Origin of the sequence: Achromobacter marplatensis (genome assembly GCF_049060505.1) — a bacterium.
Classification (GTDB): domain Bacteria; phylum Pseudomonadota; class Gammaproteobacteria; order Burkholderiales; family Burkholderiaceae_B; genus Achromobacter; species Achromobacter marplatensis_A.
In genome coordinates this window covers 603,896-625,156 of sequence record NZ_JBMGRB010000001.1, presented here as the reverse complement: position 1 = coordinate 625,156, position 21,261 = coordinate 603,896, and the positions used below count along the sequence as shown (strand labels likewise).

Genomic DNA, 21,261 nt, shown 5'->3' with positions numbered 1-21,261 from the left:
CGCGGCCATCCCGCGAGGGGGTCAAGAAATTCGGGGAGGGCCCTGTCTTTCCGTGGAGCGCGGCTGCCGGCGTCGGCCCCAGGCGGCATCGCGACATTGCCCGATGTCCCTGGGTCGCGGCGCCGAGGGTGGCGCGCCCCTTTATTTCTGTTTTGATTTTGCGCTTGATTTTAACGGCATGACGGTCAATTCCGCGCAGGCTTTCGGTGGATAGCCCCTGCGGGATTGCCCGCCCTCAGGCGGCCGGCTTGAATTGCGTGGCCATCTGCGCCAGCACTTCCTGCGGCCACGGCGCGGACGTATTGGCCACGTAGTCCATCCAGACTAGCACGTTGCGTCCGCGGGCATAGGGGCCCGCGTCGTCGCCCGTTTTCTCGAGCAGCAGCTCGAATTCCGCGCTGGAACGGCCGATGCGGGTCACTTTGTGCGTGACGCGGACGGTGGCCGGATAGGTCAGCGGACGCAGGAAATCGCACGAGGCATGGGCCAGGATCGCACCGTTGTCGGCGGGCAGCTCGAAGCCCGCGTCGTACAGGATCTGCATCCGGGCCTCTTCCATCAGGCGGAAATACAGCGTGTTGTTCAGATGATTCAAGGCGTCTGAGTCGCCCCACCGCAAAGGCAATTCCACCTGATGGGTATCGCCCACCGCCAGAATCCGCGCAGACAGATTGTCCGGGTTCACCAATTACTCCTGAAGGCTAAAAGAAATACGAAGGCATACATGGCCTCCGCCTGCAATACAATCGCCGATAATACTTCCAGCCAAATATGGAATACATACGGGGAGCTTTGCAAATGTCTGAACGCGAGTCGATGGAATATGACGTGGTCGTGGTTGGCGGTGGACCCGCCGGCTTGGCCACCGCAATCCGTCTAAAGCAGCTGGCCGCTGAAAAGAATCAAGAGATCGGCGTCTGCGTCCTTGAGAAAGGGGCGGAACTGGGTGCGCACATCCTGTCCGGCGCCGTCATGGACCCGCTGGCACTGACCGAGCTCATCCCCGACTGGAAAGAAAAAGGCGCGCCGCTGAACGTGCCGGTCACGCAGGACAAGTTCTTGTTCCTGTCCCAGACCGGCGCGCGCGCCACGCCGAACTGGCTGCTGCCGCCCTGTTTCCACAACGAAGGCAACTACATCGTCCGCCTGGGCGACGTCGTCAAATGGATGGGCGAACAGGCCGAAGCGCTGGGCGTGGACATTTTCCCCGGCTTTGCCGCCGTTGAAGTGCTGTACGACGAAAACGGCGCCGTGCGCGGCGTGGCCACCGGCGATATGGGCGTGGCCCGCGACGGCTCGCACACCGACCACTACCAGCCCGGCATGGAACTGCATGCCCGCTATACGGTGTTCGGCGAAGGCGCGCGCGGCCAACTGGGCCGCCAACTGATCGAACGCTTCAAGCTCGACGACGGCCGCGACCCGCAAGCCTATGGCATCGGCATCAAGGAAATGTGGGAAGTCGACCCGGCGCAATCCAAGCCGGGCCTGGTGATCCACACCGCCGGCTGGCCGCTGGATTCCGATACCTACGGCGGCTCGTTCCTGTATCACCTGGACAACAACCTGGTGGCCGTGGGCATGATCGTCGGCCTGGACTACGCCAACCCCTGGCTGTCGCCATTCGACGAATTCCAGCGCTACAAGACGCACCCCGCCATTCGCGGCACGTTCGAAGGCGGCAAACGCATCGCCTACGGCGCTCGCGCCATCACGGCGGGCGGCCTGCTGTCGCTGCCCAAGCTGACCTTCCCGGGTGGCGCGCTGGTCGGCTGCGAAGCCGGCTTCCTGAACGCGTCCCGCATCAAGGGCAGCCATGCCGCCATCAAGTCCGGCAAGCTGGCCGCCGAAGCCGCGTTCGACGCGCTCGTGGCCGATCGCCGCCAAGACGAACTGACCGCCTACCCGAAGGCGTTCGAGGCCTCCTGGCTGCACGCCGAACTGAACAAGGCGCGCAATTTCAAGCAGTGGTTCAAGAAGGGCCGCACCATCGCCACGGTAATGACCGGTGTCGAACAGTTGCTGCTCAAAGGCAAGATGCCGTGGACCCTGCGCCACAGCAAGCCCGACCACGCCTGTCTGCAACCGGCATCGGAATGCGCCCGCATCGACTACCCCAAGCCCGACGGCAAGCTCACGTTCGACAAGCTCAGCTCGGTGTTCATCTCGAACACCAATCATGAAGAAAACGAGCCCATCCACCTGACCTTGAAAGATCCGTCGGTGCCGGTCAGCGTCAACCTGGCCAAATACGGCGGCCCGGAATCGCGCTACTGCCCCGCGGGCGTGTACGAGTTCATCAAGGACGACCACGGCGACGACCGCTTGCAGATCAACGCGCAGAACTGCGTGCACTGCAAGACGTGCGACATCAAGGACCCGACCCAGAACATCGTCTGGGTGGCGCCTCAAGGCGGCGAAGGACCGGTGTACAGCGGCATGTGATCCGGCCGGGCCCCGTCCCGCCACAAGGCGCCCCTTGGGGCGCTTTTTCTTTTTTCAGGTGACCTGCATGACCGAACGCATACTTCTCATTGGCTGTGGCGATCTGGGCCAGCGTGTCGCCCGGCGCTTCCTGGCGCGGGGCGACGAAGTCCATGCGCTTCGCCGCCATCCGCCTGCGGACGACGGCAGCGGCATCCGATGGGTGCAAGGCGACATCACGCAGCCCGCCAGCCTGCCCTCGCTGCCCGCCGGCGTTACCCGGCTGATCCACCTGCCCGCTCCCGGTTCGCGCGACGCGTCGGTTTACCGGGGCGTTTTCATCGATGGCCTGCAGGCAGTGCTGGACGCGCTGGACGCCTCGCGGCTCCAGCGCGTGGTGTTCGTGTCGTCCAGCGCCGTCTACGGCGAACACCAGGGCGGCTGGGTGAACGAAGACACGCCGCCCGCGCCGCAAGGATTCAACGGCCAAGTGCTGCTGGAGGCCGAAGCCGCGCTGGCCGCGCGCGGCCTGTCGTCCACGTCGCTGCGGCTGGCAGGCCTGTACGGGCCGGGCCGCCTGCAACTGATCGAACGTCTGCGCAGCGGCGCGGCAGGCGCCCCCGTGCAACCCGAACATTGGGCCAACCGCATCCATATCGACGATGCCGCCGCGGCAGTCGTGCATCTGGCGCTGCTGCCCCGCGTGGACCCGGTCTACATCGGTTGCGACGACACGCCGTTGCCGCTGCATGCGCTGTACGCCGACCTGGCGGCGATGGTCGACGCCCCCGCGCCACGCATCGCGCCCGCCCCGGCGAATGTGGGCAGCAAGAAGCTCAGCAATGCCAGGTTGCGCGCAAGCGGATTCACGCTGCAATGGCCGGATTCCCGGCTTGGGTACGCCGCGCTGCTGGCGGATGCTGGCGCCTCGGCGCCCGGCGCGACGCAGGCATAGTTCGGCCGGCATCGAATCGTTGCGCGGCCGGGCGGCGGATACTGGCAGCCGTATTCACCACCCGCCACGCCATGCCTCCCGCCCATCCCCTGCTTGCCGTCACGCACGCCGACCCTTATCCCTATTACGCGACGCTGGCGCGCGAGAAACCGCTGTACCGGGACGATGCCCTGGACCTATGGGTCGCCAGCCATCCAGACACCATCCTGGCCGTGATGCGCGACCCCGCCGCGCGCGTCCGCCCGCCGTCGGAACCCGTGCCGCGCGGTCTGTGCCCCGGCCCTGCGGGCCAGCTGTTCGGCCGCTTCGTGCGCATGAACGACAGCGCCATGCACACGCGCCTGAAGGGCTTGCTGGCCGCATTCATCCAGGAACAAGGCACGCAGCCCTGTATCCCGCAGTGGCCCGCACTGCCGGTCGTGGACGCCGTTGCCATGGACCGCTATCTGAACGCCGCGCCGGTGCATGCGCAAGCGGCCTTCCTCGGGCTGGCCCCTGCGCTGCATGCCGATAGCGCAACGCAGATCGCGGCGTTTCTCTCTGCCTTGCCCGCCACGGCGGATGCGAACCAGGTGGCCGCCGGGCACGCGGCAGCCGACACGTTACAGACTCGCCTGGAAGCGCTACTACTTGCACGCGACGCCGCCCCGGCGCTGCGCAAGCTGCGAGAAAGCGCGGCCCGCGCGGAGATCCCCGTGGCCGTACTGGCGGCAAACCTTGCGGGCCTGCTGTTCCAGTCTTGCGAGGCTGGCGCCGGGCTGCTGGGCAACGCCCTGATCCATGCCGGCAGGCTGGGCTTGTCCGCCGATGCCGCCTGCGCCCGCGCCGACGCGATCATCGAGCATGTCATTCGCCACGATCCGCCGCTGCACAACACGCGCCGTTTTTTGGCGGACACGGTCACGATCAACGGCCAGCGGATCGAGGCCGGCCAGACCGTGTTGCTGGTGCTGGCGGCCGCCGCGACGATTCAGCCCGACGCCGGCTGGACATTCGGCGCGCCCGGCACAGGGGCGCACGGCCACGCATGCCCCGGCCAAGGCCCGGCGCGCCGCCACGCGGCCCACGCGCTATCCCATGTGCTGCGGGCCGGCGCCGACGCACCAGCCCTGGCATCCCGTTTCCGTTATCGGCCGCTGCCCAATGCGCGTGTGCCGCAGTTTACGTTTTCAAAGGAACCCACCCCATGATCGCCGTGATATTCGAAGTCGAACCCGCCAATGGCAATCCCGACCCCTACCTGCAAATCGCCGCCGGCTTGATTGATGAGCTCAAGGCCATTGACGGGTTCATTTCCGTCGAACGCTTCCAAAGCCTGACCCAGCCCGGCAAGCTGCTGTCGCTATCGTTCTGGCGCGATGAAGACGCGGTAAAGCGGTGGCGTGCGCTGGAATCGCACCGCCGCGCACAGGAAGCCGGACGCGGCGGCGTGTTTCAGAACTACCGTCTGCGGGTGGCGCAGGTGCTGCGGGACTACGGCATGGCCGAACGCGACGAGGCGCCGTCCGATAGCCGCAGCCGGCATGGCTGAAAAACCGCCTCTCGAAGGTTGTATTAATTTTTCATAAAATCCATGCCATGGCGCCGATGCGCTTCTGCAACGGCCGGCGGCTCTCCGGTACCATTCCCCCTTTGCCGCCTTTTTCCGCCACGCCGACGCGCCATGCCCACCGCCGCCCCCGCTCGCCCCACGCCGCTGCAAGTCGATCTGGCGCGCCATGTCGCGGAAGACATCGTGGCGCGGCGCTACCTGCCGGGCGACCACCTGTCTGAAGAAACCCTGGCCGCGGCCTACAAGGTGTCTCGCACGCCGGTGCGCGGCGCGTTGCGCCTGCTGGCCGCCCAGGGCTTGATCACGCATCGCCCCAACAGCGGCTACACCGTCGCCGACAACGCAGCGGCGGGCACGCTCCTGATCGAAAGCGCAGGGCCCACGCAAAACGAACTCTACCGCCGGCTGATCGATGACCGCGCCTCGCGCGGCCTGCCCGAAACATTCACGGAGCGCGAACTGCTTCAGCGCTATGGCGCACCACGCAGCGTGTTGGCCAAGACGCTTCTACAGCTATCCGCCGACGGGCTGATCGAAAAGCGCAAAGGGCACGGCTGGCAATTCGCCCCCTCGCTTGAAAGCGCCGAAGCGCTCAGCGAAAGCTACCGCTTCCGCATGACCATCGAATGCGCCGGGTTGCTGGAACCCACGTTCCGCCTCGACAGACCCGCGCTGGCGCGCATGCGCGCCGCGCACGAAGCGCTGATCCACCGCAACGATGCCGATATATCGGCCACCGATTTCTTCGCGCTGAACGCGTCCTTCCATGAATTGCTGGCCCGCTTCTCGGGCAACCGCTACATCCTGCAAGCGGTGCAGCAACAGAACCAGTTGCGCCGGCTGGAAGAGCACGCCGCCTTCTATCGAGACGCGCGCTTCGTCAACTCCAGCAGCGAACATCTGCAGATCATCGAAGCCCTGGAATCGGGCGACCAGGAATGGGCGGCGCAACTGATGCGCCGCCACCTGAAAGCCTCGCTGCAAGCGTCCTGACGCGCCCGGCCTGGCGTTGCGCGGCACGCGCCAGGGCGCCCCGCGCGTGACCTGGCGCAGGGCTTGGGGCCTGGCATAAGCGTGGCTCGGCGTGTGACATGACGTGCTGCATGGCCTTAGGCTCACATTGTATTTTTGATTTAATTAATACAAAATAAGCGAACCTGAACTTACCCACAGCAGGATCGCCCATGCCGTCGCTCCCCTCTTCCGCTCCCAATCCCGACGCCTATTGGATGCCCTTTACCGCTAACCGGCGCGTCAAGCGGGATCCGGTGCTGTTCAGCGCCGCCGAAGGCATGCACTACATCCGCCCCGACGGCCGCCGCGTGCTGGACGGCATCGCAGGCCTGTGGTGCGTGAACGCCGGCCACCGCCGTCCGGAAATCGTAGAGGCCATCGCACGCACCGCTTACGAACTGGACTACGCGCCTTCGTTTCAGATGGGGCACCCCCTGGCGTTCGAGTTGGCCGATGCGTTGTGCGCCGAAGCGCCCGCAGGCTTCTCTAATGTGTTTTTTTCGAACTCGGGATCCGAGGCGGTCGACACAGCCTTGAAGATCGCCCTGGGCTATCACCGGGCACGCGGCCAGGGCCAGCGCGTGCGGCTGATCGGGCGTGAACGTTCCTACCACGGCGTGGGTTTCGGCGGCCTATCGGTATCGGGCATCGGCGGCCATCGCAAGCCATTCGGCAATCTGCTTCCTTTCGTGGACCACCTGCCGCATACCTATGACCGCCAGCACATGGCCTATACGCGCGGTCAGCCGGATTGGGGCGCTCATCTGGCCGACACGCTCGAGCGCATCGTCGCGCTGCACGACGCGTCGACCATCGCCGCCGTCATCGTCGAACCGGTGGCCGGCTCCACCGGCGTGATCGTGCCGCCCCGGGGTTATCTGCAGCGGCTGCGCGAGATCTGCGATGCACACGGCATCCTTTTGATATTCGACGAGGTGATCTGCGCCTTCGGGCGCATTGACGGCGCCTTCGCGTCGTCCTACTTCGGCGTCAAGCCAGACATCATCACCAGCGCCAAGGGGCTGACCAACGGCGCGATACCCATGGGCGCGACGCTGGTGCAGCGGCACGTGTACGACGCATTCATGCAGGGGCCCGAAAACGCCATCGAACTGGCGCACGGCTACACGTATTCAGGCCATCCGGTTGCCTGCGCGGCCGGCTTGGCCACGCTGGACATCTGCCGCCGTGAAGGCCTTTTCCAACGCAGTCAGGAATTGGCCCGCTATTGGGAAGACGCGGCGCACAGTTTGAAGGGGCTGCCGCATGTGATCGACATCCGCAATATCGGCCTGTTGGCCGCGATTGAACTGGCGCCGCTTGAGGGCCAGCCGGGCCAGCGCGCCTATGCGGTGCACAACGCGTGCCTGGAACGCGGATGCCTGATCCGTTCGGCGGGCGACACGATGTTGCTGTCGCCCCCTCTCATCATCGAGCGCGCCCAGATCGACGAGCTGTTCACGGTGCTGGCGGACGTGCTGCGCGCCAGCGCCTGACCCCTGCCCGCGCCGCTTCAGGCCAGATGGCGTGCCACGGCCTGGACAACTCGCCGCACATCCTCCGCGGACACGTCCAGGTGCGTCACCAGGCGCGTCGGGCCGCCATAGACGGCGCGCATCTGGATCTCTTCCTTGGCCAGCGCAGCGGTCAGCGCATCGCAGCGCGACGGCTCGAATTCCACGAACAGCATATTGGTGTCCTGGCTCAAGACCTTGACGCCGGGAATGGCGCGCAAACCCTCCGCCAGCGCGCGGGCGTTTTCGTGATCGTCCGCCAACCGATCGACGTTGTGCTCCAACGCGTAAAGGCACGCGGCCGCCAGCACGCCAGCCTGGCGCAAGCCGCCGCCCAGCATCTTGCGCCAACGGCGCGCGCGGGCGATCAGTTCCTGGCTGCCCACCAACACAGACCCTACCGGCGCGCCCAGGCCCTTTGAAAAGCAGATGGACACCGAATCGAACGGCCGGCACAGGTCGGCCACGGGCTTGCCACTGGCCACGGCGGCGTTGAACACGCGCGCGCCATCCAGGTGCGTGCCCAGGCCCTGTCCGCGCGCCCAGTCCGTCGCGGCCTGGATGTAGGCGGCCGGGATCAGCTTGCCATGAAAGGTATTTTCCAACGCCAGCAAGCGGGTGCGCGCAAAGTGCGGATCACCCAGCGGCTTTACCGCCGCCGCCAGTTTTTCCAGCGGCAGCGAACCGTCTTCCGCATGTTCGATGGGTTGCGGCTGGATGCTGCCCAGCACCGCCGCGCCGCCGCCTTCGTACTTGTAGGTGTGGGCCAGTTGCCCCACCAGATATTCGTCGCCCCGGTCGCAATGCGCCATCAACCCCGCCAGATTGCTTTGCGTGCCGGACGGGAAGAACAGGCCCGCCGCCTTGCCCGCGCGCTCGGCCACGGCCGCCTGCAGCTGGATCACGGTCGGATCGTCGCCCATCACGTCATCGCCTAACGGGGCGGAAACCATCGCTTGCAACATGCCAGCCGAAGGCCGGGTGACAGTGTCGCTACGCAGATCGATCATGGGAAGTCCTTGGAAAGAAAGTGAAACCAGAACGGAAATCAGGAAGGCATGCGCAAGCGCGGATCACGACGCGCGCGACGTCGGCGCCGCACGGCTGACGATGAAGATGCCGGCCAGGATCAAGACCATGCCGCCCACTTCGCCCAGCGAGGGGCGTTCGGACAGGATTGCCCACGCCAGCAGCATCGCCACCACGGGCACGCCCAGGCTCGACAATCCTGCGATCGAGGCGGGCACGCGGCGCACCACCTGCAGCCACAGCAACCAGCCGGCCGCCGTGGCGATCAGCACGATGTAGGCCATGCCGGTCCATAGCGGCCAATCCCACTGCGCGGTCATCTGCGGCACCAGATAGGCCACCGGCACCATGACCAGTCCGCCGAACAGCATCTGCCACGCGGTAAAAGTCATGACATCGGGCGCATGGCGTTCAAACATCCGCTTGGACAGCACCGTGCCCACGCCCCAACACAGGCCGCTGCCCAACCCCAGCAGCACGGGGCGGATGTCGCCCAGGCCGTTCCACGGCTCCACGAAACAGACCAGGCCCACCGCCGCCAGGCCAATACCCAGCCCGTGCCGGATCGACGGGCGCTCGCCCAGCAACCACCAGGCGAACAACACCACCCAGAACGGCATCGTGTAGGCCATCAACGAGACCTTGCCCACGCCGCCCGACACCAGCGCCGTTTGCACGAAACCCTGGAACCCGGCCGTCTGCGTCAACCCGATCAGCAAGGTCAGCTTCCATGGCGGCATGGCCAGCGGCCGCCGCGTGGCAATCGCCAACGCGAACAGCACCAGGCTGCCCGTCACATAGCGCAGCGCCACGAAGTCGAACGGGCCGATGTAAGGCACGATCAGTTTCATCGCGATCCAACTGCCCGCCCACACCACAATGGTGCTGAGCATCAGGGCTAGCCCTGCGCGATCGAAACTGCTGCGGCTCACGTCCGTGGCTCCGTGTAGGTAAGGGGTGGGAAAGCGGGTGTCGACAAAGAAAAGACGCCCGGACCGGCGATTACCGGTGCGGGCGTCTGACATTATGCTCCCGTCCTCCCGCAAGCTTGCCGCCGCTTGCGGCCGGGGGGCTTACAGGGGCTTGGCCAACTGTTCAAGAATGGCCGGGTTTTCCAGCGTGGAAACGTCTTGCGTGACTTCCTCGCCCTTGGCCACCACGCGCAGCAGACGGCGCATGATCTTGCCCGAACGCGTCTTGGGCAGGTTGTCGCCGAAGCGAATGTCCTTGGGCTTGGCGATGGGACCGATCTCCTTGGCCACCCAGTCGCGCAACAGTTTGGCGATGGCCTGCGCCTCGGCGCCTTCCGGACGCGCCTGCTTCAGCACCACGAACGCCACCACGGCTTCACCCGTCGTATCGTCCGGGCGGCCCACCACGGCGGCTTCCGCCACCAGCTCGTGCGCCACCAGCGCCGACTCGACTTCCATCGTGCCCAGGCGGTGGCCCGACACGTTGAGCACATCGTCGATCCGGCCCATGATCCAGAAGTAGCCGTCCGCGTCCCGCTGCGCGCCGTCTCCCGCCAGGTAGTAGCCGCGCAGTTCCGACGGGAAGTAGCTTTTCTTGAAGCGTTCCGGATCGCCCCAGATGTTGCGGATCATCGCGGGCCACGGGCGCTTGATGACCAGGAAGCCGCCGTTGCCCTTTTCGACGTCGCCGCCGGTTTCATCCACGATGGCCGCGGCGATGCCCGGCAGCGGCAGCGTGCATGAACCCGGCTTGGTCGGCGTGGCGCCCGGCAGCGGCGTGATCATGTGGCCGCCGGTTTCGGTCTGCCACCACGTATCCACGATCGGGCAACGTTCGCGGCCGATGTTCTTGTGATACCAGATCCAGGCTTCGGGGTTGATGGGCTCGCCCACCGTGCCGATGATGCGCAGGCTGTCCAGATCGTAGTTTTTCGGATGCGCCTCGGGCGTCGCCTCGGACGCCTTGATCAACGAACGGATGGCGGTGGGCGCCGTGTAGAACGTCGTCACCTTGTGGCGCGCGATCATGTCCCAGAAGCGGCCGGCATTCGGATAGGTCGGCACGCCTTCGAACACGACTTGCGTCAGGCCGGCGGCCAGCGGGCCGTAGGTGATGTAGGTATGACCCGTGACCCAGCCCACGTCGGCCGTGCACCAATAGACGTCATCCTTGCGGGCGTCGAACGTCCACTTCACGGTCAGCAGCGCCCACAGCAGGTAGCCCGCCGACGAGTGCTGCACGCCCTTGGGCTTGCCCGTGGAACCCGACGTGTACAGGATGAAAAGCGGATGCTCGGCGTTGACCGGCACGGGTTCGCAGGTGTCGGGCTGGCCGGCCTCGACGTCGTGCATCCACAGGTCGCGGCCTTCGGCCCATTGCACCTTGCCGCCCGTGCGGCGGTACACGATGACCTTGGAAATGGCTTCGCAACCGCCCATCGCGATGGCGTCTTCCACCGCCGGCTTCAGCGGAATGGTCTTGCCGCCGCGCACTTGCTCGTCCGCGGTGATGACCAGCGATGCGCCCACGTCCACGATGCGCTCTTGCAGGCTCTTGGCAGAGAAGCCGCCAAACACCACCGAATGCGTCACGCCCAAGCGGGCGCAGGCCTGCATGGCCACCACGGCTTCGATCGACATGGGCATGTAGATGATGGCGCGGTCGCCCTTCTTGTAGCCCAGTGCGGTCAGGCCGTTGGCGAAGCGGCACACGCGCGCCAGCAGTTCGCGGTAGCTGACCTTGTTTACCGTGCCGTCGTCGCCTTCGAAGATGATGGCGGTCTTGTCGGCGTTGCCGTTGGTCAGATGCACGTCCAGGCAATTGGCCGAGACGTTGAGTTCGCCGTCGCCGAACCAGCGGTAGAACGGGGCGTCCGACTCATCCAGCACCTGCGTGAACGGCTTGGTCCACGTCAGGTTGTCGCGGGCCTGGCCGGCCCAGAAGCCGTCGAAATCGTTTTCGACCTGGGCGCACAACGCGTTGTAGGCGTCCATGCTGGGAATCGCCGCGCCCTCGGTCGCACGCTCGGGCGGCGGAAAGACGCGGGTTTCTACCAGTACGGACTCAATGGCATTCGACATGATCTTGTCTCCAATCGGTGATTCTGTTTGTTTGTGCTGCTGTTTTATGACCCACCCGCCACCGTATCGCCGCGCTCTTACGGGCACCTTACGCAAAATGCGGGCCGGAGCCCGCATGCGTAGGTAAACGCAGAGACCTGACAGCGCCGGCTCAGGGCGGGAAACACCGGAACGGCGTCGCCCCCAGCGGCACGCACAAGCTGACAACGCACCTGCATAGCGGTGCAAAGCAATCCGCTTGATGCCTCGCGCAGAGCGCGACGCATCAAAGGCAGTTCATAAGGATAGCAGCCTGGCCGGGGCGGCGGCCGCGGCAGACCCGCGCGGGCCCGCGCAAGGTCAGACGGCGGGACGGCGGGCAAGGCCGCGTTTCATGTCCACGCGCGACAACAGGGCCAGGCCGCCCACGAAAAACAGGCCGGTCACCAGGATGGCCAGGCGGTGGTCGCCGTGCGTGACCCAGGTCACCAGACCGTAGGTCAGCGGCCCGATCACCGCCGCCAGTTGCACGGCGAAGGTCCACAGCGAGAAGAACTCGGCTAATCGGCCGGCGGGCGCCAGCGCCCCCGTCATGGCACGGCCGGCGCTTTGGGTCGTGCCCATGCACAGGCCGGCCAGCGTGGCCGCCACCCAGAACACCGGCGCCGTCGTCGCCGCATACGCAACCAGCACCATCACGATCCAGCCGCACAGCGTGATGGCCAGCGCCGGCTTGTGGCCGATGCGGTCCTGTACATAGCCGAACGAAAACGCGCCCAGCGCCGCGCCGATGTTCACCGTGAAGACCAGCAGCATGATCTGGGGCGTGGTGAAGCCCATGACTTCGGACGCGTACACGGCCGCCAGCGTGATCACCACCGAAATGCCCGCCTGATAGCAAGCGATGCACATCAGCAGCCGGCGGAATTCGGGAAAGTGCAGGCCGGTCTCGCGCCAGGCATAGGCCAGGCGCTTAAGCATATGCAGCGCCTGCGGCTTGTCCTGCTGCGGGCGAGTGCGCTCTTTCAGCAAAAAGAAGGACGGCAGCGCCGCCAGCGCGAACACCGCGGCGGTGACGACGATGACCCACGGCACGAAGTGTTCGGCGGTCATGCCGCGCCCTTCGGCCAGCGTCACGACCACCAGCGACAGGCCCAGCGTGAGCATGCCGCCGCAATAGCCGAAGCTCCAGCCCCAGCCCGACACGCGGCCCAGCGCAGCCGGCTTGGCCAGTTCCGGCAGAAACGCCGCCACCATGGACTCGCCCACGCAGTAGCAGTAGTTGGACACGACGATGGCGGCCAGCGCCAGCCAGACGTCGCCCGGCCCGGCCTGCGTCAGCACCAGCGTCGCGGCCACGCAGCCGATGGTGCTGGTGTAGAGCAGGCGGCGCTTGCTGCCGCTGGCGTCCGCACGGGCGCCCAGCGTGGGCATGGTCAGCATGATAAGCAGATAGGACAGCGACAGCGCCGCCGTCCAGGCCAGCGTGGCCCACGGGGCGCGCCCGCCGACCACGCCGACGAAATAGGTGCTGAACACCGCCGTGAGGATCACGGTGGTGTAGCCGGAATTCGCGAAGTCGTACATGGCCCAGGCCCAGACTTCGCGTTTGGCCACGCCGGGATTCAGCGGGCTTGCGTCCCCTGCCCCGGCGTTCGGCATGGGACCGTCGGCGGACGGTCCCGGTTGCTGCGGTTGGCTCACAGGCCCAGCGCGGCGATGCCCGCTTGCGCGATCAGCACGTCTTCGGTCGACTTCACGCCCGACACGCCAACCGCGCCCACCACGTGGCCGTCGACGGTGATCGGCACGCCGCCTTCCAGCATGCCGTCGATCAGCGGCGCCGACAGGAACGACACGCGGCCGGTGTTGATCATCTCTTCGTAGATGCGCGATTCGCGGCGGCCCAGCGCGGCGGTCTTGGCCTTCGAGGGCGAGATGTGTGCCGAAATCGGGGCCGCGCCGTCCAGGCGCAGCATGCCAAGCAGATGGCCACCATCATCGACCACGGAAATGGTCACGGCCCATTTGTTCTGCACGGCGTGTGCTTCGGCCGCGGCGAGGATCTTCTTGACGTCTTCGGCGCTCAGCACGGGTTTGGTATTCATTGCAGCGACTCCTTGATCTGTTCCAGGGCGTTGGGATCTTCAATGGTCGTCAGGTCTCCGGGGTCGCGTCCTTCGCAAACCGCGACGATCGCACGGCGCAGCACCTTGCCGGACCGGGTCTTGGGCAAAGCGCCCACAAACCGGATCCGGGCGGGCCTGGCCACCGCTCCCAGCTGATCTTCCACCAGCCGCATGATATCGCCTTCCAGCTGCTTTGCCCCTTCCGGCGTATCGGCGCTGGCGGGATTCTTCAATACCGCGAAGGCCATCGCCACTTGCCCCTTCAGCGCATCGGCCACGCCGACCACCGCGCATTCCGCGATGCCGCTGTGGCTGTTGACCGATTCCTCGATCTCGCGCGTGCCCAGGCGGTGGCCCGCCACATTGATCACGTCGTCGGTACGGCCCAGGATGAACCAGTAGCCGTCGGCGTCCACCCGCCCCCAATCAAAGGTGGAATACACCTGGCGGCCGGGAATCGAGGTGAAATAGGTCTGGACGAACCGCGCGTCGTCCCCCCAGATGGTGGACATGGCGCCCGGCGGCAGCGGCGGCACAATGGCCACCACCCCTTTTTCGTCCGGCCCCAAGTCTTCGCCCGTGGATTCGCTGACGATGCGCGCATCGAACCCATACACCGGAAAGGACGGGCTGCCGAAACGAGTCGGCACGCGCTCCACGCCAGGCTGGGCGGACAGAATGGGCCAGCCGGATTCGGTCTGCCAATAGTTGTCGATGATGGGCTTGCCCAGGCCTTCCGATATCCATTGGGCGGTGGGTTCGTCCAACGGCTCGCCCGCCAGGTAGACGGCCCGCAGGCTGGAAAGATCGTGGCGCTTCAAGAGCGCCGGGTCCTGGCGCTTCAGGACGCGCACCGCCGTCGGCGCGGAAAACAAGGTGTTCACACCGAACTGCTCGACCAGCTTCCACAGGATCGCGCCATCGGGACGCACGGGCGTGCCCTCGTACAGCACCGTCGCCTGCCCGCCAATCAGGGGGCCGTAGATGATGTAGGAATGCCCCACGACCCAGCCGATGTCGCTGGTGCAGAAAAATGTGTCGCCCGCGCGCCCGTTAAACAGGTATTCCATTGATGACGCAAGCGCCACGGCATAGCCGCCGGTATCGCGCTGCACGCCCTTGGGCTTGCCGGTGGTGCCGGAGGTATAAAGGATGTAGCTGGGTTCGGACGATTCCAGCCATTGCACCGGCACGCGCTCGCCGCGATGGCGCTCGCGCAGCGTCGCGTAGTCCAGGTCGCGCCCGGCCACGGGTTCGAACGGCGCCAATCCACGGTCGAACACCACCACCGAGGCCGGCGGCGTCTTGGCCAGGCTCAGCGCCCGGTCCAGCAGCGGCTTATACGGCACGATCTTGCCGCCGCGCGAACCACCGTCGGTGCAGACCACCACTTTCGGCGCCGCGTCGTCGATGCGTTGGGCCAGGTTGACCGACGCAAACCCGCCGAACACCACCGAGTGCACCGCGCCGATCCGGGCGCAGGCCAGCATCGTGAACACCGCTTCCGGCACCATCGGCATGTACAACAGCACGCGGTCGCCGCGCCCCACCCCCAACGCTTTCAGCATGGCGGCCGCCGCGTTGACCTCTTCATAGACGTCCTGGCGGGTATAGACGCGCTCGCGCTCCACTTCGGTGGACACCCAGATCAGCGCCGGCTTGTCAGCCTGCGTCGGCAACCACCGGTCGACGGCGTTGTAGCAAAGATTGGTCTGCCCGCCTACGAACCACTTGGCGAATGGCGGCCGCGAGAAATCCAGGACAGACTCAAACGGCGTCTCCCAGTGGATGCGACCCGCCTCTTCGCGCCAGAAGCCATCTCGGTCATGCAATGATCTGTAATGGAAATCCCGGGTTTTTTGCATTTATGTCTCCTGTTATCGTTCGTACGCCTTAAGGCGGATTGATTTCTTGCGAATCATTCGGTCATTTTGGTAGGCGAACCTTGCACGAGGCTTGCCACAAGTCAAAATATTCCACCAAATATCCAAGCGTCATGGATAAATAGCCGATCTGTCACCGACCGGTCTTGAAAGTTTGGTAGAATCCCCGCGAAGTTGTAGATAATTGTTGATTTTGCTGACATTTCGGCCCGATCCACGGCTAATCCCGTGGTTTTCGCTGTCATCCAGCAAGTCATCCCCAGGCGAATGCATCGACACTCCATACTCGCGCGATTCAATTCATCCACTGGCCAAACGTACCGGGGTCTGCGTACGCTCGCGTTGATGGCATGTGTGGCGGGTTTGGCAGGTTGTGCTGGCACTGGCCAGAAGTCAACCGCCCAAACGTCCGAGATTGATCCGTACGAAATGGAGTGGGTTGCCACCTCCGATGATCCCATCGGTACGCTAGTCAGCCACAAATTCAAACGCGACCGCCAGCAGAACCGCACCAGCGCGGCCGTGGGCAGCGACAACGCCATGGTCAGCGAAGCCCTGAACTACCTGGGTATCCGCTACCGCTTCGGCGGCAGTTCCCCCGATACCGGATTCGATTGCAGCGGCCTGGTCACTTACTCGGCCGAGCGTTCGCTGGGCCTGAAGCTGCCCCGCAATGCCGCGGAAATGGCCCAACAGGGCGTCTCCGTCGCCAAGAACGAACTCAAGGCCGGCGACCTGGTTTTCTTCAACACCATGGGCCGCCGCTACTCCCACGTCGGCATCTATCTGGGCGACGACCGCTTCGTGCACTCCCCCAGCGCTGGCGGCGTGGTCCGCGTCGAAAGCATGACCATGGCCTACTGGTCCAAGCGCTACAACGGCGCCCGCCGCCTCGACAACAGCCTGATGGCATCCGCCCGCGCCGCGAATTGATCGCCGCGAACTGAGCCTCGCTACCGGCATCCTCGCATAAGTCGGCTGCCGGACACCATCCCCCAAAAAGCAAAACGCCGCCAGACTATCGTCTGACGGCGTTTTTCATTGCTCTTCGCGGTTCAGGGACTCAAGCCCCATGCCGCAGGCCGTTTCCGGCCTCCCCAGTTCTTGTGTTCCATCGGCAAGCGGAAAATCAGTGCACGGTGCCTGCGCGCGGGCACAGGCCGCATTGCTGCAGGGCCTGCTGCATGCTGCAGACTGAACGGCGACAAGCCACGACCCGGATGCCGCCGCGCTGCGCGGCGTTACGGAAGGTCTTCATGACGTTGTGCCCCAGGAAATCCGTCAGCAGGATGACCAGCTGCGTGCCCGACGGGAGTTGAAGCGTTTTCTTCTGATGTGAGGGATCGCGGCCACTGATGTGGTGCGTGATCGAAATATTGTGTCCTTTCAGCAGATCCGGGATATTGCCCAGTCGATCTGCGCCAACCACTACTGCACTGAGTCCTGCCGTCATGATGAACCTCACTGGTCGTTGAGCCTGGATGTAATGATAATGATTCCTATTTTTTAGTCAACTTAAATGAGATCGGTTCTTATTTAATAATATTAATGAGCTTGCCGAAAGGGATAGCGAGATTTGCTATCAGCCAAGGAACTCGCGGCTTTCCGGCGGGTCGTTGTCGTCGGGGCGCCCAAGAAAAAAGCGCGCCGTCCGAAGACGCCGCGCTTTTTTTGCGGGTGGCCAAAGGCCGATCCGACCGACTACTTTGGCGCGCCCTGCACCGCTTCGGTCACCACCGCGCGGGTCAGCGACGGGGCCAGCATTTCCAGGAACGTGTAGACGTAGTCGCGCAGGAACACGCCCGACTTCACGCCGACGCGGGTCGTGTGCGTGCCGAACAAGTGGCCAACGGGCAAGCCGACCAGATTGGAATCGCGCCGCGGGTCATAGGCAACGCCGGCGATGATGCCGATACCCAGGCCCACATCCACATAGGTTTTGATCACGTCCGCGTCGATGGCTTCCAGCACGATGTCCGGATGGATACCCTGGTTGGCAAAGACTTCGTCGATCGTGCTGCGGCCCGTGAACGCGCGGTCATAGGTCACGATGGGGTATTCGGCCAACTGCTGCAATGACAGGCGCTTGGCGGCGCTGGACGTCAGTTCCGCCAGCGGGTGGTCGGGGCGCACCACGACGGTGTGCTCCCAGGCATATACCGGCAAGGTGGCCAAGCCCGGCGTCAGCGCCAGCGATTCCGTCGCCAGCGCCAGATCGGCCTGCTCGTGCAGCACCATTTCAGCCAACTGCGCGGGGCTGCCTTCGGCCAGCGACAAATGCACTTTGGGGAATTGCTTGCGGAACGCGGGGATCACCCGCGGCAGCAGGTACCGGGCCTGCGTGTGCGTGCACGCGATCACCAGGCCGCCTTCATCGCGACGCGCGAACTCATCGCTGACTTTCTTCAGATTGTCGACTTCGCGCATGATGCGGTCGATCACCTGCGACACGGCCAGACCGGGCTTGGTCAACCCCTTGATGCGCTTGCCGTGGCGTTCGAAGATCTTGATGCCAAGTTCGTCTTCGAACTCGATGATGGCCTTGGAGACTCCAGGCTGCGAGGTATAGAGCATCCGGGCGGCTTCGGTCAGATTGAAGTCGCGCCGGATGGTTTCACGCACGAAACGAAATTGCTGGAGGTTCATTCAATTGGCCCCTGATAGATGGGCCAATTATAAGTAATAAGGACGCCTTGTTATATAACTTATTTATATAAGCTTAGGCGCGAGGCGTCCCTGTTTCAGCGCATCGAGATCGTGGTGTTCACGGTCTTGGCGTGGGCCGACCAGCGGGCAGTGACCGTCTTGGTCTGCGTCCAGAACTGGACCGCCTGCTTGCCATTCGGACCCAGATCGCCCAGCTTGGAGCCGCGCGAACCCGTGAAGCTGAACCACGCCACCGGCACGGGGATCGGCACGTTGATGCCTACCTGGCCGACGTCGATGTTGTTCTGGAAGTAGCGCGCCGCGCCGCCGTCCTGGGTGAACAGCGCCACGCCGTTGCCGTTGGGGTTGCGGTTGATGAACGCTACCGCGTCCTCCAGCGTTTCCACGCCGACGCAGCACAGGACCGGTCCGAAAATCTCTTCGGTGTAGATGGTCATGTTTTCGTTCACGCCGTCGAAAATCGTCGGGCCCACGAAATTGCCTTGCTCGAAGCCGGACACCTTCAGGTTGCGGCCGTCCAGCAGCAGCTTGGCGCCTTCGTCCACGCCTTTCTGGATCAGGCTTTCCACGCGCTTCTTGGCGTTGGGCGACACCAGCGGACCCAGGTCGGCCTCGCGGTCGGTGCCGGAATTGACCTTCAGCTTCTTCGAGCGCTCGACGAAGTCGGGCAGCCAGTTACGGGCGTCGCCCACCAGCACGGCCACCGACGACGCCATGCAGCGCTGGCCTGCCGCCCCGAAGGCGGCGCCAACCAGTTGGTTCAGCGCGACTTCCGGATCGGCGTCCGGCAGGATCACGCAGTGGTTCTTGGCGCCCATCATCGACTGGCAGCGCTTGCCGGCCGCCGATGCGCGGTTGTAGATCTCGGTGCCCACGCGAGTCGAACCAATGAACGACACCGCTTTGATATCCGGGTGTTCGCACAGGCCGTTGGCGGTATCCGGGCCGCCATGCACGACGTTCAGCACGCCCGGCGGCAGGCCGGCTTCCAGCGCCAGCTGGGCCAGGAACAACGACGAGGTCGGATCCTGCTCGGACGGCTTGAGCACGAAGCTGTTGCCGCAGGCCACGGCAATCGGGAACATGAAGCAAGGCAGCATCACCGGGAAATTGAACGCGGTGATGCCCGCGCACACGCCCAGCGGCTGGATCAGCGTGTAGACGTCGATGCCGGAGGCGGCATTCTCGGCGTACTCGCCCAGTTGCAGGTTGGCGATCGAGCACGCATGCTCGACTACTTCCAGCCCGCGCCCGATTTCGCCCTCGGCGTCCGGCAGGGTCTTGCCGTGTTCGCGGGTGATCATCTCGGCCAGCTTGCCGGTGTTGGCGCGCAGCAGTTCCTGGAACTTCAGCATGACGCGCATGCGCGCGCCCTGCCCGCTGTTGCGCCAGGTCTTGAAGGCCTCTTTGGCGTTGGAGACGGCCAGGTCCAGTTCTTCACGCGTCGCGAAGGGCACCTTGGCCACGACCTCCTGGGTGGCGGGGTTGATCACGTCTCGCCATTCGGTGGTTTTGGACTGCACAAGCTTGCCGCCGATCAATAGCGGAACGCGGGGGACTTCACTCATTTGATGCTCCTCACACTGCGTAGTCGATGCGGATGGAATCCGCGTTCATGGATCTTGCCGCGCGCCGGCCGGGCAAAGGTCCGGCCGGCGCGCCAGGGGTTATTTCTTCACCAGCGAGCAGGTCGAATCGGCCAGGGGCTGGAACGCTTCGGCGGCCGGGATGGTGGCCACCAGCTTGGAATAGTCCCAGCCGCCCTTGGACTCCGCGGGCTTCTTCACTTCATACAGGTACATGTCGTGGATCACACGGCCATCCGGGCGGATCGATGCGTTGCGCATGATCGGGTCCTTGATGGGCAGCTCGCGCATCTTGTCCGCCACCACCTTGCCGTCGGTGCTGCCGGCCGCCGCCGCCGACCGCAAGTAATGCAGCACGCTGGAATACACGCCGGCCTGCGTCATCGTGGGCTTCAGGCCGCGGAAGGCCTTCTCGAAGCGCGACGACCATTGGCGCGACGCATCGTCGTAATCCCAGTAGAAACCGTCTACATACGACAGGCCTTGGGCGCTTTCCAGCCCCAGGGCACGCAGGTCCGACAGGAAGATCAACAGCGACACCAGGCGCTGGCCGCCCGCCACGATGCCGAACTCGCGGGCCTGCTTGACCGCGTTGACGGTGTCCTGCCCGCCGTTGGCCAACGCCACGACCTGCGCCTTGGAGCTTTGCGCCTGCAACAGATAGGACGCGAAATCGGGCGCGTTCAGGGGATGGCGCACATTGCCGGCCACGGTTCCGCCCAACGCCTTCACCGCCTTGACCGTATCCGCTTCCAACGAGTGCCCGAAGGCATAATCCACGGTAATGAAGTACCAGGACTTGCCGCCCGCACGCACGGTGGCCTTGGCGCCGCCGGCGGACTGCGAATAGGTATCGAACATCCAGTGGAAACCGACGGGCGAGCATTCCTTATTGGTCAGCGCCGTCGTGGCCGGGCCGGAAAACATCACGACCTTGTTCTTTTCACGCGCAATGCCTTGCACGGCCAGCGCCACGGCCGAGTTGGTCAGATCGGCAATCGCCGTCACGCCGTCGCGGTCGAACCATTCGCGCGCTTTCGCCGCGCCCACATCCGCCTTGTTTTGGTTGTCGGCCGACACCAGTTCGATCTTCATGCCCTTGCATTCCGCAGCCAGGCAGTCGTCAATGGCCAACTGCGCCGCCGCCACCGACCCCGCGCCCCCCATGCCGGCATAGGTGCCGGACATGTCCGTCAGAATGCCGATTTTCACTGGCGGCTTATCCGCCGCTTGCGCTTGGCTCACCAACAATGCGCCCAGACACAAGCCTGCGGCCAGCCCGCGTGCGTGCACTTTCATGGATTTGTCTCCTGAGTGTTATGCGCTGATTTTTAGCGTTATGCGCCGTCTTTGCGGCTTGCGGCTCCCAGGGCAATGCCCCAAGGCCTGCCAGCCCAGTGTAGATGTGTGAAAATCAACAAGCAACACTAGAAATGCACATTCCTTGTGCATTGATGCACAATGAGATTTTGCCCC

The 21,261-nt window shown here is 64.8% G+C and carries 18 protein-coding genes; 7 read left to right on the top strand and 11 right to left on the bottom strand.

Translation table 11 applies throughout. The features are described 5' to 3' along the window. Positions 1-235: 235 nt before the first annotated feature. Positions 236-685: an acyl-CoA thioesterase gene (locus ACI0FO_RS02800; protein WP_416023963.1), complete on the bottom strand. Its 450-nt coding sequence runs from the start codon at positions 683-685 to the stop codon at positions 236-238. Between the two features lie 113 nt (positions 686-798). Here ACI0FO_RS02800 and ACI0FO_RS02795 point away from each other — a divergent pair, with 113 nt between their 5' ends. From ACI0FO_RS02795 to ACI0FO_RS02770, 6 genes are all read left to right on the top strand, one after another. After that, positions 799-2,445, top strand: coding sequence for an electron transfer flavoprotein-ubiquinone oxidoreductase (locus ACI0FO_RS02795; protein WP_416023961.1), 1,647 nt, complete (start codon positions 799-801; stop codon positions 2,443-2,445). 67 nt (positions 2,446-2,512) lie between these two features. After that, a complete protein-coding gene (locus ACI0FO_RS02790) occupies positions 2,513-3,379 on the top strand; it encodes an NAD-dependent epimerase/dehydratase family protein (protein ID WP_416023960.1) in 867 nt (288 codons plus the stop codon). A 71-nt stretch (positions 3,380-3,450) separates the two neighbouring features. After that, positions 3,451-4,569, top strand: coding sequence for a cytochrome (locus ACI0FO_RS02785; RefSeq protein WP_416023959.1), 1,119 nt, complete (start codon positions 3,451-3,453; stop codon positions 4,567-4,569). Then, complete coding sequence (locus tag ACI0FO_RS02780; protein WP_416023958.1) at positions 4,566-4,910, top strand: antibiotic biosynthesis monooxygenase family protein; 345 nt, start codon at positions 4,566-4,568, stop codon at positions 4,908-4,910. Before ACI0FO_RS02785 ends, ACI0FO_RS02780 begins: the two co-directional genes overlap by 4 nt. Before the next feature lie 132 nt (positions 4,911-5,042). Next, positions 5,043-5,924: a GntR family transcriptional regulator gene (locus tag ACI0FO_RS02775; RefSeq protein WP_416023957.1), complete on the top strand. Its 882-nt coding sequence runs from the start codon at positions 5,043-5,045 to the stop codon at positions 5,922-5,924. Positions 5,925-6,115: 191 nt separating this feature from the next. Then, complete coding sequence (locus ACI0FO_RS02770; RefSeq protein WP_416023955.1) at positions 6,116-7,441, top strand: aspartate aminotransferase family protein; 1,326 nt, start codon at positions 6,116-6,118, stop codon at positions 7,439-7,441. 17 nt (positions 7,442-7,458) lie between these two features. Here ACI0FO_RS02770 and ltaE read toward each other — a convergent pair whose 3' ends face one another. From ltaE to ACI0FO_RS02740, 6 genes are all read right to left on the bottom strand, one after another. Beyond that, positions 7,459-8,469 (bottom strand): low-specificity L-threonine aldolase, encoded by a 1,011-nt coding sequence (gene ltaE, locus ACI0FO_RS02765; RefSeq protein ID WP_416023953.1) that lies wholly within the window; start codon positions 8,467-8,469, stop codon positions 7,459-7,461. A 63-nt stretch (positions 8,470-8,532) separates the two neighbouring features. Beyond that, on the bottom strand, positions 8,533-9,420 hold the full coding sequence (locus tag ACI0FO_RS02760; RefSeq protein WP_416023951.1) for a DMT family transporter: 888 nt from the start codon (positions 9,418-9,420) through the stop codon (positions 8,533-8,535). A 141-nt stretch (positions 9,421-9,561) separates the two neighbouring features. Continuing rightward, positions 9,562-11,541, bottom strand: a complete 1,980-nt coding sequence (gene acs, locus ACI0FO_RS02755) for an acetate--CoA ligase (RefSeq protein WP_416023949.1) — start codon at positions 11,539-11,541, stop codon at positions 9,562-9,564. 339 nt (positions 11,542-11,880) lie between these two features. After that, positions 11,881-13,182, bottom strand: a complete 1,302-nt coding sequence (locus ACI0FO_RS02750) for an MFS transporter (RefSeq protein ID WP_416023947.1) — start codon at positions 13,180-13,182, stop codon at positions 11,881-11,883. Between the two features lie 38 nt (positions 13,183-13,220). Next, entirely contained in the window at positions 13,221-13,628 is a 408-nt protein-coding gene (locus tag ACI0FO_RS02745; RefSeq protein ID WP_105555074.1) for a GlcG/HbpS family heme-binding protein, read from the bottom strand. Next, positions 13,625-15,514 (bottom strand): propionate--CoA ligase, encoded by a 1,890-nt coding sequence (locus tag ACI0FO_RS02740; protein WP_416023944.1) that lies wholly within the window; start codon positions 15,512-15,514, stop codon positions 13,625-13,627. Before ACI0FO_RS02740 ends, ACI0FO_RS02745 begins: the two co-directional genes overlap by 4 nt. A gap of 285 nt (positions 15,515-15,799) precedes the next feature. Between ACI0FO_RS02740 and ACI0FO_RS02735 the strand changes: the two genes are divergently transcribed. After that, a complete protein-coding gene (locus ACI0FO_RS02735) occupies positions 15,800-16,465 on the top strand; it encodes a C40 family peptidase (RefSeq protein ID WP_416023942.1) in 666 nt (221 codons plus the stop codon). A gap of 196 nt (positions 16,466-16,661) precedes the next feature. Here ACI0FO_RS02735 and ACI0FO_RS02730 read toward each other — a convergent pair whose 3' ends face one another. The 4 genes from ACI0FO_RS02730 to ACI0FO_RS02715 form a co-directional block, all read right to left on the bottom strand. After that, a complete protein-coding gene (locus tag ACI0FO_RS02730; protein WP_035212827.1) occupies positions 16,662-16,985 on the bottom strand; it encodes a DUF2325 domain-containing protein in 324 nt (107 codons plus the stop codon). A 248-nt stretch (positions 16,986-17,233) separates the two neighbouring features. Further along, positions 17,234-18,178, bottom strand: a complete 945-nt coding sequence (locus ACI0FO_RS02725) for a CysB family HTH-type transcriptional regulator (RefSeq protein WP_105555077.1) — start codon at positions 18,176-18,178, stop codon at positions 17,234-17,236. A gap of 95 nt (positions 18,179-18,273) precedes the next feature. Further along, positions 18,274-19,767 carry a CoA-acylating methylmalonate-semialdehyde dehydrogenase gene (locus ACI0FO_RS02720; RefSeq protein WP_416023939.1) on the bottom strand — a complete coding sequence of 498 codons (1,494 nt, stop codon included), beginning with the start codon at positions 19,765-19,767 and terminating at the stop codon, positions 18,274-18,276. Positions 19,768-19,866: 99 nt separating this feature from the next. Beyond that, a complete protein-coding gene (locus ACI0FO_RS02715) occupies positions 19,867-21,084 on the bottom strand; it encodes an ABC transporter substrate-binding protein (RefSeq protein ID WP_416023937.1) in 1,218 nt (405 codons plus the stop codon). Between the last annotated feature and the right edge of the window lie 177 nt (positions 21,085-21,261).